At 62.6% G+C, this 13,194-nt stretch carries 11 protein-coding genes; 4 read left to right on the top strand and 7 right to left on the bottom strand.

Annotated elements, in window-relative coordinates; translation table 11 throughout:
* Positions 1-246 precede the first annotated feature (246 nt).
* Positions 247-813, bottom strand: coding sequence for a hypothetical protein (locus tag U1739_RS17790; RefSeq protein WP_332709940.1), 567 nt, complete (start codon positions 811-813; stop codon positions 247-249).
* A 77-nt stretch (positions 814-890) separates the two neighbouring features.
* Positions 891-1,565 (bottom strand): hypothetical protein, encoded by a 675-nt coding sequence (locus tag U1739_RS17785; RefSeq protein ID WP_332709939.1) that lies wholly within the window; start codon positions 1,563-1,565, stop codon positions 891-893.
* Positions 1,566-1,766: 201 nt separating this feature from the next.
* Here U1739_RS17785 and U1739_RS17780 point away from each other — a divergent pair, with 201 nt between their 5' ends.
* Together U1739_RS17780 and U1739_RS17775 are read left to right on the top strand one after the other, a co-directional pair.
* Positions 1,767-3,323, top strand: a complete 1,557-nt coding sequence (locus tag U1739_RS17780) for a CYTH and CHAD domain-containing protein (RefSeq protein ID WP_332709938.1) — start codon at positions 1,767-1,769, stop codon at positions 3,321-3,323.
* A 421-nt stretch (positions 3,324-3,744) separates the two neighbouring features.
* On the top strand, positions 3,745-4,008 hold the full coding sequence (locus U1739_RS17775; protein ID WP_332709937.1) for an ATP-binding protein: 264 nt from the start codon (positions 3,745-3,747) through the stop codon (positions 4,006-4,008).
* 303 nt (positions 4,009-4,311) lie between these two features.
* Here U1739_RS17775 and U1739_RS17770 read toward each other — a convergent pair whose 3' ends face one another.
* Positions 4,312-5,415, bottom strand: a complete 1,104-nt coding sequence (locus U1739_RS17770; RefSeq protein WP_332709936.1) for a Na/Pi cotransporter family protein — start codon at positions 5,413-5,415, stop codon at positions 4,312-4,314.
* Positions 5,416-5,820: 405 nt separating this feature from the next.
* Here U1739_RS17770 and U1739_RS17765 point away from each other — a divergent pair, with 405 nt between their 5' ends.
* On the top strand, positions 5,821-6,003 hold the full coding sequence (locus tag U1739_RS17765) for a hypothetical protein (RefSeq protein WP_332709935.1): 183 nt from the start codon (positions 5,821-5,823) through the stop codon (positions 6,001-6,003).
* Between the two features lie 270 nt (positions 6,004-6,273).
* Here the strand turns inward: U1739_RS17765 and U1739_RS17760 are convergent, their stop codons facing one another.
* The 4 genes from U1739_RS17760 to U1739_RS17745 form a co-directional block, all read right to left on the bottom strand.
* Positions 6,274-6,969, bottom strand: coding sequence for a hypothetical protein (locus tag U1739_RS17760; protein WP_332709934.1), 696 nt, complete (start codon positions 6,967-6,969; stop codon positions 6,274-6,276).
* A 368-nt stretch (positions 6,970-7,337) separates the two neighbouring features.
* A complete protein-coding gene (gene nagA, locus U1739_RS17755) occupies positions 7,338-8,471 on the bottom strand; it encodes an N-acetylglucosamine-6-phosphate deacetylase (protein ID WP_332709933.1) in 1,134 nt (377 codons plus the stop codon).
* Complete coding sequence (locus U1739_RS17750; RefSeq protein WP_332709932.1) at positions 8,471-9,505, bottom strand: SIS domain-containing protein; 1,035 nt, start codon at positions 9,503-9,505, stop codon at positions 8,471-8,473. Before U1739_RS17750 ends, nagA begins: the two co-directional genes overlap by 1 nt.
* Complete coding sequence (locus U1739_RS17745; protein WP_332709931.1) at positions 9,502-10,245, bottom strand: GntR family transcriptional regulator; 744 nt, start codon at positions 10,243-10,245, stop codon at positions 9,502-9,504. Before U1739_RS17745 ends, U1739_RS17750 begins: the two co-directional genes overlap by 4 nt.
* A gap of 224 nt (positions 10,246-10,469) precedes the next feature.
* Between U1739_RS17745 and U1739_RS17740 the strand changes: the two genes are divergently transcribed.
* Positions 10,470-13,193 carry a TonB-dependent receptor gene (locus U1739_RS17740; protein ID WP_332709930.1) on the top strand — a complete coding sequence of 908 codons (2,724 nt, stop codon included), beginning with the start codon at positions 10,470-10,472 and terminating at the stop codon, positions 13,191-13,193.
* Position 13,194 lies beyond the last annotated feature (1 nt).

The raw sequence follows: 13,194 nt of genomic DNA, 5'->3' as shown, positions 1-13,194 counted from the left end.
ATGTCGTTAACGCCGACCGGTTCGGCGGTCTCGTCAATGCGCAGAACTGACGTGTACCAACGGAAGTCTCTGCGACGGTAAGACCCGAATGTCGCCACTCAGTGCACTTGCCCGCACCCCTAAACCCGCCATTCGTTCATAATTGGACTCGGCTCGGACTGGCCGATAGCCTACGCGACCGTTAAGTTTCGGCGAGGAAGTGGATAACCTCGTGTCCACGAAACCGGCAGCAGCTCATTCCCGGATCTAGAATTCGGCTTCGTTCACTTCTGCCCACCCTAATCCCACGGCTTCGGCGTTGGTCCTGATCGAGCCAAGTAAAGCGTCTGCGATCGCGGTGTCCCGGCTCCACAGGCCGACGACGTCGCCGTCCACCCCCGCCCGGCAGACAGCAGTAATACCGGTCGACGCCAAACCGGCTGACGCCGTGGTCCAGCTGTCACCCATCAGCGCGTCCCAATCCTCAGATCGCATGGCTGTCGGCAGTACGTCCTGCGCAGACAACAACGCCGCCTGCGCGCCGAGCCACCACGGGTATTCCGGATCGTCGAATAATGAAGCCGCAGTCGCGGCAGACCGTGTTGACACCTGGATTCGACGCCGTCCGCGCAAGGTATCCAGCAGGCCGACAGACAATTCCGTTATCAGGTCCGCGCCTGTCTGGGACGGCGCAACTGAAAGGTCCCGACGTGAGGTCCTGAATGTCACCTGCGCAGCGTCGGTAAAGGTGCGAGCGAGCAGTTCAGCGACGCACGGAGGCACCCCGGCATCCTCCGGTGCGGGCTCGATCCGCCAGCCGATCATGTCGAGCACGCCATCGTTTACTGGACTACCACCGAGCCCCCAACGACTATCCGCAGGTCCTCGACACGTTGCAAGAATGCCGTGGGTCACTGACGTACCTCCGGAAGCGGCGTGAACATGGTCTGCTCCGCCCAGTCATAAACCTCGCGGCCTGCTGCCGAGCCGACGGCGTAGCCGCCCAGACCGCCGATAATGCAGCCACCGACTCCACCAACGGCACTCCCCAATGGAGATGCGGCAAGACCGAGTGCAGCACCACCGGCGCCGACGACCTTGCATCCCGCCCACGCACCCGCCCAGCCCGCCACGACTTCGGTCGCTCGCTTCAGCGGCTTGCTCGCCTGCACGATTGAAATAGCGTCCACGGCCACACCGGCCACGATCAGTACCCGCCCCCCATATCGGAAATACTTGGCCGCCTTGTATGCGATTGAACCTGCGCGTCCCACCGGGGTGTGGTCAGTGATGCCGAAATTGGCTGCTACGCCTTTCTGGTTCCAGTGATAGTCGATGGTCTTCGTCTTGACGTTGTAGCCATAATCAAGTCGGAGGTGGCGCTTGCCCGTCTTGTCCTGGAAAAACAGAGTTGAGGTCGAGCCTCCCTTAGGGACGTGCCCCCTGGGCCGCAGTTCGATCGCGAGCGAGCCCTGACCTGGCACCGGGATCCGGACAACGCTGGCCTGTCCAATTGCATAGGGAATGCTTCCATTCTGCGGTGGCGACGGTTGGGTCTGAGCTCCCGGCACGGCCTGCTCCTTCAACGGACAATCGTTACCGATCAGATTAATGCGGGATTGGTGACAATAACAATCCGTATCCCGATGTCCTCCGGCAGTTTCGGAGTGGTGGAAGATTTACCTGCTTCGCCTCGACTGGATCACACAGCACGGACCTCCGTCGAGTGCCGTTGGTTGTATCTGGCCTAGGTACGAGCGAGTGCTCGTCTGTGACTGGAGACCGTGTTGGGAAAGAAGGCAAAGCGTGACAGCGGTGCGTTGGCGTTTGACGAGGCCGCTAACGCAATCAGGACTGAGAACATCCGCCCCGGTGAGGAATTCGAACTGAAGCTGGAGGTCGATCCGACGAACTTTGCCGCCCTGCTTGCCGCCTGGCCGCTGGGTAGTGATGAGGCAGTCGATCGTCAGCAGGACTCGGTCTACTTCGATACGCCGGAGCAATCGCTTCACAAGGCGGGGTTCTCGCTGCGCGTCCGCACGATTGGCGATAAGCGGATCCAGACCATAAAGGCGGAAAGCACGGCCGCAGCCGGGCTGTTTGTCCGGCCCGAATGGGAGCGCGAGATCGACAGCGCGGAACCGATGTTCGACGGCGATGGCTCGCCGTTTCGAGGCTTGATTCCGGACTCAGAGCTTGATCGGCTAGACCCGATCTTCCACGTCAAGGTTGTCCGGACTGTCGCTTTGGTGACGCGGGAAGATGCGATCGTCGAGGCTGTGCTTGACCGCGGCGAGATCCTCGCCGGAGATCGCTCGGATCAGGTCCACGAGGTCGAACTGGAACTGAAGCGTGGTGCTCCCGCGGTACTGTTCGCGCTGGCGAGAGAACTCGATCAGTCCGCACCCATGCGTCTGGGCGTGCTTACCAAGTCGGAGCGTGGGTACAGGCTGGGATCTGCAGCTCCGGACAAACCGGTCAAGACCAGTCCGCTTGAATTGCAGATGGCGATATCGGCCGCGACGGCCTTCCAGGCGATTGTTGGCGCATGCCTGCGCCAGTTTCGTCTGAACGAGGCCATTCTGGTTCGTACCGGGAACGCTGGCGCGCTCCATCAGGCGCGCGTGGCGCTGCGACGGCTGCGCTCCGCCCTGTCGACGTTCAAGGGCGTCGTGCAGGATGATCGGTACGATCATATTCGGGCAGAGCTGCGCTGGATCGCCGCGGAACTTGGCCACGCCCGCAACCTTGATGTCTTGCTGGAGCGGGTTTCGGGCAAGGAAGTGACCAAGCCACTTCGGGCCGCACGCAAAAAGGCCTATGCTGCCGTACAGGCGGCCCTTGCATCAGATCGGTTGCGCGCGTTGATGCTGGATCTGTCCGAATGGACGGCGATTGGCCCGTGGTCCTCCAGCGCTGCTGGTACTGAGGCACGGGCGCAACCGATCAAGCAGTTCGCCGCGGATGCTCTTGAAAAGCACCGGCGCCGGCTGAAACGGCTTGGCCGCAAGCTCGACGAGGTGGGGGATGAGGAACGGCATGAGGCCCGGATCGAGGCGAAAAAGCTGCGTTACGCCACCGAGTTTTTCGCTAGCCTGTTCCAGGGAAAGAAAGCAGCTCGGCGTTACCGAGGGTTTTATGATGCAATGGAAAAGCTGCAGGCGCATCTTGGCGATCTGAACGACCTGGCAACAGCGCCAATTGTTCTGTCTGAACTGAACCTCGTCGGCACACCCACTGCAGATGCCCTTCAGCCGGATCTCTCGCTGCGCGTTCCACTTCTGAAACAGGCGAATAATGCCTATGCTACGTTGATGGACAGCAAGCGCTTCTGGCCCCACTAAACGATTATTGAAGTACTGCGCGTGACAGAGAGCCGCCTGGTGCGGAAGCTGCAGGGCACGCCTGCCGCTGGATTCTTGATGCGGTCCACTGTGCCTGGCACGTCACTGGCTGAGGCGACTGTGGTTAGAGCGGTCCTGCAATTCGTTCGAATCGGGTCGAGCGCGCGGCTGGCCCGGCCGAACTCCATCTCACATCTTCACGCCCCTCCTTTCAGACGCGGAGCAAAACAGGCCAGACGGAACTCACTGTCTTCCGCACTATGTCCGGCAACCGGCCGTTCGTCCGACCGGTGATCAGCACCTCCGCTGCTGGGCGAGACGGAGCAGCTGGCCGCTATCCGGCGGCTCGATGAGCAGGGGCGCCGGCTTGAGGCGAGCGCCACCGGTCGTCCCTGGACGGACGATCGTCGACGTGGGATCGATGAGCGAAGGCACGACCGACCAGCTGTTCCTCGCTTTGAGGCTGGCGGTGATGGAGCAGTCCGTCGTTGCCGGTGTCCGACTGCCGTTTCTTGCCGACGACCTCTTCGTCAACTTCGATGACGAGCGGGCAGAGGCGGGGTTCAGGGTCCTCGCGGAGCTAGCGGAATCGACGCAGGTGCTCTTCTTTACTCACCATCCGCATTTTGCCGCCATCGCCGCGCGCGGTCGGTGTGGAGATGCACTCGGAATGCGCGTTGAATAACGATTCCTGCTTGGGTAAGGCAACCCCAGTTCCCCCCAATTAAAGCCACGTTGCAGACCGTCGTTCCGTAGACCGCTTTGTCTGAAAGGATCGGTGGGTTCAACGGGTGGTCACAACGCATCATTCTCATAATGAGAAGGAGTGGTGCGATGAACCAGCGTCGTTAGATACCACCGTGCCGGTCGCTGGGCGCGGACTGCGGGGCCACACTTCGATCAGCCCTGATCGGTTCGCTGGGAAAGCAGCCGAGCTTGTGCAATCGATAGATGCTGACCAAGCGAGGCACATCCGTCTATCGCCTGATCAAGCCCCCTGCACTATCGCCTGTTCGGCGTCGCCTGGCGCATCTTCCCTGGCCCGCTCCGGCACAATCCGATCAAGCAGCCGAGACAAGCCGACAACAAACGGCAACGCGATTAACGCACCGGCGACGTTGAAGAGCACATGCGCATTGGCAATGCGCTGTCCGGTGTCGGTGGCCGTCGCCGCGCCGAACTTGGCAAGCTGATCGATCAGCAGCACGCCGAGCGCGACAGAGACCACGTTGAAGCCGAGATGAAAGATCCCTGCTTTGACGGCAGACCGAGAACGTCCGACCGTCGCAATCAGCGTGTCGGCGCAGGTGCCAATCTCGGCGCCCAGCATGATCGCCACGCCCGCGGGCAGCGTGATCAATCCGCCCCCCGCCAAGGTGATGACGATGCCCATCATTGCGGACGACGACTGGATGGCAATCGTCAGAAGCGCACCAGCAGCAACACCGAGCAGAGGATTCTCCAACTGCTTCAGGTGCGCGATGATCTCGGGATGTTCCTGAAGAGGCTCGGCCGCGGCGCCAATGATGTTGAGCCCGAACAGCACCAGCCCCAGCCCCAGCAGGATGTCGGCCCGCTGCTTTGCCTTGTCCGACTTACCCAGAACCTTCCACAGCAGACCGGCCGCAATGGCGACAGGCGCATAAGTGTCGATGTTCCAGGCAAAGACCTGGCTCGAGAACGTCGTGCCTATATTGGCACCGAGAATCGCTGGCAGCGCATTGCCGAATGGAATCAGGCCTGCATCGATGATCGTGATGAGGAGGATAATCACCACCGATGAGGAATCGAGCACCACTGTGGCGGCAGTGCCGCTCGCCAAGGCCGCGAAGCGGTTCGAGGAGCATCGTTTCAGCAGGGCCTGAAAGCGTCCGCCCTGGGCCTGCTTCAGGCTCTCAGCAAGGATGCCGACACCGTACATGAACAGCGCGAGCCCACCGATCGCGCCCATGGCCAATGCAACCCAGTCGATCGATGTGGACGCTTGATGCTGCTGCGCGCTCGCGTCGGGCACCCCCAGTAGCATCGCCGCCATGATAGCGGTGGAAAACACAGCCGCGCGAGACGAAATGAAGTCATAAGCCTTGCTCATGAGCGCTAGATCGCATCGTGATATGACCCGCTAATGACAAGGAAATACCGCAAACTTATGTCACGCGGACCAGACCAACCGCCGCTTGGGCGTTTTGAGAGGGTAGCGTTACCTGTGTCGTTCTCGCGCGGTCGTGCGCTCCCGTGCCACTGCAACGGAGAAGGGCAATGGATTGCGGCCAGTGCACCAAAGGGTATTGTCAGACTAACCAGAATCTGGTTCGTTTGGACGACGACCGGCCGTAACCTTGCCCCGAAGCCTGCGCCACAGTGAGAACATAGCCGGGCCTTTAGCAGATCAAATCGACCACGAGGCGGACCAACTTGCCGCTCTAACCAAATAGGAAATCAGCGGTGCATTTGGTCTGACAATGCCCGGGGGATCGTTACTGCCGGGCCGTCCGGCTTGCCCAACGCGCTGCAACTGCTAGTCGTGGCGAAGCTGGAGCTTAAGCGCGGCAACTTCGCCACAAGCAAGATCGCCCTGAACGAGGCGGTCGCGATCTTCGACAAACTTGGCCCGTCCGCCGCGATTTATGCGAAAGCGATCGCGCCTATACAAGCGCAGCTGGTGACGCGGAACCGCTAATAAAATGGGCAGGTTGCTTTATCTGCTTATCTTACCGTCGCGCGCGACCAGACGGTTAAATAAGCCGCCGGGCTGAGGATGCTGGCGATCGGAGCGACTCACGCAACAGCGACAAGGACCCAATAGTGGACGCTCAGGGACATGGACTCGCTTCCTAAAAGCGGACGCCCATTCATGTATGACGGTTTCTAAGGATCTACGAACCTACGAATTCTCAGCGCTGACGGCCGGGCGACATGCCAGTGACATGTAACCGGCTCGCGGCGTTCCCTAACCGGCCACGCGCTGCAACTTGGCAGAAGCGGTACCAACTTCGACCTCCAGCGTTTGCGCGCGCGAGTCCAGCGCGATCGCGGGGATGTCGAAAGGCTCCACGTCACTCGGATGATAAGTGAACCGGAAGCTGTTCGCAGTCCGTGGATCGAAGTCGAACGTCGCCAACACTGTTCGGTCAGCAAGACGCACGATCGAGACCTTTCTACGCGGCACCTTCTCGGCAGCCCGATTAGCATGGCGGCCATCGCTCATTGCGTATAGCCCCGACGCGTCCGGCCACGTGACGCCCAACCCCTCTGCCGGCGTGCCGTCGGCATTAGTCGCGGTTACCGAGATAGCGACCGTGGGATCAAGCGTCGGAGAACCGCCAGAGTCCAACCGGGCGGGGCTGGGCCGGTTGTGAATGTGTATGACATCGCCCTCGACAGTCCAGAAGCCTTCCGCCTTGATGAAGTCGCTATCGGCGGGGCCGGTCGTAATCCGATACAGCGCAGTGTGATCGGCGTTCAGGTGCACGTCGATCTTGAAGTTGTCGCTTTTCTCTTCGTAATGGTAGCGGCCAACTAGCACCCGCTGATCGGTAATAAATACCGGCAAGCTGGTTGACGGCAGTTGGGCGATCGCAGGAGTACACAACGTAAGCAACGCCGCAACGCCGCCCCTGACCATACACTCGAACTTACGCTGCATGACTTCCCCTCACACTACCGGAGAGACGGCCGAAAGACGGGGTAAGTTCCCGATGGGCGACATATCCGATCGCTGGTGCTGCCGCGGCGACTAAGCGCGCGACATCCCTAGCAGGGCGTCGAGCGCAATATGACCCAAAAGCCGACATTAGGCTACCCTTCCCGCTTCCACAAACCAGCCGCTTGTTCATGTCACACAGCGCGGTTTGAGGAAGCCCATTCTCGCAGTTTACCGACAGCTCTGCTCCACGACCATCCGGCCCGAAGCAATCGACCCGAGCACGACCAAAGCTATAACAAACAATCTAAAGCCGGAATCATATGGCTAGCGCGTCCCACGATTTGTTCAGATTCCACGCCATGCCGATTCTAAGTAGAAGCCACGCCCTCGATCCAGCTCGATCGCACGTGGCCGTCCTCCGTCAACACCACCAAATCAGCTCTGAAGCCGGCAGCTATCCAACCGATCTGGCGATCCAACCCAAGAAAGCGGGCCGGATTGCGGCACGCCATCGTCAAGGCTGTCGCTTGCGTGACCCCCATCATGGACTGCGCGTTGCGTACGGCGGCGGCCATATCGAGGTCGGAGCCGGCGAGCGTGCCATCGTCGTTGATGCACACGCCATCGATCACCTGCACGTAATGGCCCTGCAGCATGAAGCTCTTGTCGACCTGCCCGACGCTGGGCATCGCATCGGTGACCAGCATCAGGCGATCGGGATTGGCCATCGCGGCGATCCGCAAGGTCGCCGGATGGACGTGCCGGCCGTCGACGATCAGTCCGCACCACGCCCTGGCATCGAGCGCCGCGCCGACCGCGCCGGGCTCGCGCGAGGTCAGCGGCGACATCGCGTTGAACAGGTGCGTGAAGCCGCTCATTCCTGCTGCCAACGCCGCGCCGATCTCGTCATAGCTGCCGTCGGTATGGCCGGCCGCGACGATCACGCCGGACTGCGTCAGCCGCGCGACCATCGCAGGCGTGGTGCGCTCCGGCGCCAGCGTCACTAACGTCACGCCGTGCCTGAGCCCGGTGATCGCCGCGAATCCCACATCGTCCAGCGTGATGATCTTGTCGGGATCGTGGATGCCCTTGCGATCGACGTTGAGGAACGGCCCCTCGATATGGATGCCGAGCACCCCGGGCACGCCGGCGGCGATCGCCGCGTCGACCGCCGCGACGCCGGCGCGGACGGTGGCGAGATCGTCGCTGATCAGCGTCGGCAAGAAGCCGGTGGTGCCGTAGCGCCGGTGCGCCGCACCGATCGTCGCGATCGTCTCGACCGTCGGTGCATCGTTGAACAACACGCCGCCGCCGCCATTGACCTGCGAGTCGATGAAGCCTGGAGCGAGAATGTCGCCGTTCAGGTCGTGCCGTTCGGCATCGGCGGGAATGTCGGTATCGGGCACCACGGCGACGATCGTTCCGCGTTCGATGATCACGGCGCGGCCGTCGACCAGCGTATCGTCGATCAGCGTGCGCGCATTGAAGAGAGCGATGGGCATCAGAGGGTTTCGGTCACTTTACGCAGATTGGGCGGCGAATCCGGATCGAAGCCGCGCGCCATGGATAGCGCGTTGACCGCGCGGTAGAAGGACTGGATCTGCAGCATCGGCTGGATCGCCGCCGGTGCGGCGATCGTCGGCAGCGTAATCGCACCGGGCAGCGCCGCGCCCGCGCAATAGACCGTGCCGCCCTGCGCCAGTGCCGCGGCGACCAAAGCATCGACGCCCGCGCCGGTCTCGTCGTCCTGCCGGAACACCAGCAGCGGGAAATCCGGGCCGATCAGCGCCATCGGGCCGTGGCGGACCTCGGCGGCGCTGAACGCCTCGGCATGCAGCCCGCAGGTTTCCTTGAACTTCAGTGCTGCTTCCTGCGCGATGCCGAGGCCGAGCCCGCGACCGATGACATAGAGGCCGCGCGCATCGGCCAAGCCATCGACCAGCGGCGTCCAATCCCGTTCCCACGATCTGCTCAGCAATGCCGGCGCGTCGTCCAGCGCCGCGGGCAGTGCGGCGTCGCCGGACCAGACGGCGACCAGATCGAGGATCGCGGCGAGCGACGCGATATAGCTCTTGGTCGCGGCGACGCTGCGTTCGGCACCGGCGTGCAGCGGCAGCGCGACATCGGCGATCGCCGCGAGCGGCGAAGCGGCGTCGTTGACCAGAGCGGTGAGATACGCCCCGCCGGCGCGCCCGGCCTCGACCGCGCTCAGCAGATCGGGGCTGCGGCCGGATTGCGAGATCGCGATCATCAGCGTGTCCTCGGCGCGCGATGCCGCGTGATAGACCGAGCTGACCGACGGCGCGGTGGAGCCGACAGGCAAGCCGATCACCGTTTCGATCAGATATTTGGCGAACGTCGCGGCATGATCGGAGCTGCCGCGCGCGATCGTCGATACGGCGCGCGGCGGTTGCTCGCGCAAGCGGCGCGCCAGTGTCGCCACCACCGCGGCATTCGCCGCGCGCTGTCGCACCACGACCGCGCCGGCCTCGGCCGCCTCGGCGAACATCAGCGTCGATTCTGGCGCGACGCTCATGCCGACGCGTTCAGTTCGGCGACGAAATCATAAGCGTCGCCGCGATACCAGCTGTGCGTGGTCTCGATCGCGCGCCCATCCTCCAGGAAACCGCGGCGTTCGATGAACAGCCCCGGCGCGCCGGCTTCGATGCCGAGCAACTTGGCCTGTTCAGGGGTGAACAGCACCGCACGCAGCCGCTGCAAGGCGCGCACCGGGCGATGCCCAGCCGCTTCCAGCGCTGCATACAGCGACACGCCGACCACCTCGAGCCCGGGCAGGCCGAAGCCAGGCACGGTGGAATATTCCAGCGCCATCGGCTGTTCGTCGGCATAGCGGATGCGGTGGAAGCGGAACACGCGCGAGCCCGGGCTCAGGCCCAGCGTCAGCGATTCGTCGGAATTGACCGTGCCGTCCGTCTGCGTGATCCATTCGCTGCGCGCGGTGCGGCCGCGCGCCGCCATGTCCTCGGAAAAAGACGTCAGCTTGGAGAATTGCTTCTCGACCCGCCCGCCGACGAACGTGCCCGCGCCCTGCCGCCGCGTCAGCATGCCGTTGGCGACCAGACCGTCGATCGCCTTGCGCACGGTGATGCGCGAGATGCCGAATTCGCTGGCGATATCGCGCTCCGGTGGCAGCGCCTCCTGTGGCCTGAGCGCCCCGGTCTCGATCCCGCGGCGCAGCGCATCCTGCATCTGCTGATACAGCGGCGCACGACCGTTATCGCCCAGGGCGCCGATCTTGTCGGCCAGATTGGTCATCGGCGCACCCCCGTTCGATCGCGACCCGTTCGCATCGTTCTACCGTTGGGGAGACGTATAGTACCAATGAAATACCTATTTCCATAGGAAAGTGTTTCTGACGTGAAAAGATAGCAAAATAGATGCTTGACGGTGTCATTGGTATGAAACATGTTCTTAACATTGGTCTGGCATTGGTCATAACGAATTTGCCGGATCAATCAGGGACAATGGGGAGATCGGCAATGACCGTATTACGACTTCTGGCTGCATCCGTAAGTTCGTTCGCCTTGGCCGCCACCGCGCACGCGCAGAGCGACACGGCCCCCTCCAACAGCGTGCCGTCGGGCGCCGTCCAGCCTGGGCCCAGCGATACCGGTAGCGACGACGACATCATCGTCACCGGCATCCGCGGCTCGCTGCGCCAGTCGGTCGACGCCAAGCGCAATTCCAGCGTCATCGCCGACATCATTTCCGCCGAGGACATCGGCAAGTTTCCCGACAAGAACGTCGCCGAGGCGCTACAGCGCGTGCCGGGCGTGGTGATCAACCGCGAATTCGGCGAGGGCGAGCGCGTCTCGCTCCGCGGCACCGCGCCCAACCTCACCAAGACGCTGGTCAACGGCCATGCCATTGCCACCGCCGACTGGTTCATCCTCGAACAGCTCGCCGCGACGCGCAGCTTCAACTATCTCACCCTCCCCGCCGAAATCGTCGGGCAGCTCGACGTCTACAAGTCGGGCCAGGCGGATGTCGAGGAAGGCGGGATCGGCGGCACGATCAACGTCCACACGCGCAACCCGCTCGACCTGAAGCCGTTCACCGTCTCGGCCTCGGTGCAGGGCGTCTATTCCGAAAAACGCGACTCGTTCGATCCGCAGGCTTCCGGGCTGTTCAGCTGGAAGAACGATGCCGAGACGTTCGGCATCCTGGTCGGCGGTGTGTACCAGAAGCGCGACATCCGCCGCGACGGCGTCGAAGTGCTGGGCTATCAGCCGGTCACCGTCGGCGGCCAGACCGCGCAGATCCCCTCGCTGATCGGCTCGGCGCTGTTCCAGCAGGAGCGCGAACGCTACGGCGGCAATATCGCGTTGCAGTTCCGCCCGTCGGACGATCTCGAGATCAACCTGACCGGGCTCTATTCCCGCTTCGGCGCGAACAATTTCAATCAGAATTATCTCGCCTGGGGATCGAAGGCGCTGGGCGACGGCGGCACGCTGACCAACCCGGTGGTGCGCAACGGCACGGTCGTGTCGGGCACCGTCACTTCGCCTGCCACCAGCCGCGCCGCGGTGTACGATGCGATCGATCGCACCGCTTATGCCAAGACGCTGTCGGGCGACGCCGACCTGATCTGGCACCCGAGCGATGCCGGCACGCTGCATCTCAAGATCGGCTATACCAAGGCCAACGGCAATACGGAGTCGCAGCCCTTCTACGAAGGCGCCGCCCCCGGCGGGTTCACGTTCGACATTTCGGGCGACGTGCCGCAGGTCAGCTTCATCGGCATCGACCCGACCAAACCTGCCGACCTGATCCTCGACTTCGCCTCGCTCCACAAGATCACCAACAAGGACGAAGAGAAATACGCCTATGCCGATTACGAGCATGAGGTGGAGTGGGGCCCGCTGCACGCGATCAAGATCGGCGGCAAGTTCACCGATCACGATCGCGTCACGCGCTTCCTCGCCACCACCTACGGCGCCTTCTATCTCAACCTGGTCGGCTCCGGGTGTGGCGGACGCCCGTGCACCTCGGACGATTTCGCCGGCGGCGGTACGCCCGACGACTTCCTCGACGGGGTCGCGCTACCCGGCACGCTGACCAATTTCTTCCAGGTCGATCGCACCAAGCTGCAGAATATCCTGAACGGCCTGCCCGCCTCGGCTCGTGAGCGGATCATCAATCCGCCGGAAAACTATTCGATCAACGAGAAAACCTATGGCGGCTATGCGATGGCCAAGCTGGGCGGCAAGGAAGACGGCTGGAACGCCAATTTCGGCCTGCGCGTGATCCGCACCGATCAGGATTCACGCGGCAATCTGCTCGGCGTGCCCGCCTCGACCCCCGGCGCTGTAACGACCAACGCGTTCGGCGTGTACGTGCCGGTGCAGGTCAAGCGCAGCTATACCGATTTCCTGCCGAGCGCGAACATCAGCGTCGACGTGACGCCCAACGTGGTGCTGCGTTTCGGCGCCAGCCGCAGCGTCGCGCGGCCGGATTATACCGACATCGTGCCGCGCGTGTCGCTCAACCCCGGTTCGCTCACCGGCGATGGCGGCGATCCCTCGGTCAATCCCTATCGCAGCAACAATTACGACGCGTCGATCGAATGGTATCCCGATCGCGACACGATCGTCGCCGCCGCGCTCTACTACAAGGATATCTCGTCCTACATCGTCAATCGCACGGTGCAGGAACGCTATCCGGTGCAGAATTCGACCAACCCCAACGCCTCGCGATGCACGCCATCGGCGGGATCAACACCGGGCAATTTGCTGTTCGATTGCCTGTTCGACATCAACCGCCGCTCGAACGGGTCGGGCGGCACCAACAAGGGCGCGGAGTTCCAGGTGTCGCGGCCGATCGCCTACGGCTTTGGCGCGATCGTCAATTACACTTACTCGGACGCCAAGTCGGATGCCGGCGATCCGATCCCGGGCAATTCCAAGCACGCGATTAACCTGACCGGCTATTACGAGAACGATTTCGCCTCGGTTCGCCTGTCGTACAATTATCGCTCGAAATTCTTCATCAACATCGATCGCGCCGCGCCGCTCAACCAGAAGGCGACCGAATCGCTCGATGCCTCGGCCAGCATCAAGGTCACCGACAATATCTCGCTCACCGCCGATGCGGTAAATTTGACCAATGCCAAGATCGAGCAATATTCCGGCAGCGAGGATCGCTTCCGCGCGATCTACGACAATGGCCGGCAATACTATGTCGGCGCGCGCCTGCGCTTCTGAT

The sequence above is a fragment of the Parasphingomonas puruogangriensis genome (genome assembly GCF_036663635.1).
In the GTDB taxonomy this organism is placed as follows: domain Bacteria; phylum Pseudomonadota; class Alphaproteobacteria; order Sphingomonadales; family Sphingomonadaceae; genus Sphingomonas.
The sequence above is the reverse complement of the archived record's forward strand: the minus strand, read 5'-3'. Positions and strand labels throughout refer to the sequence as shown.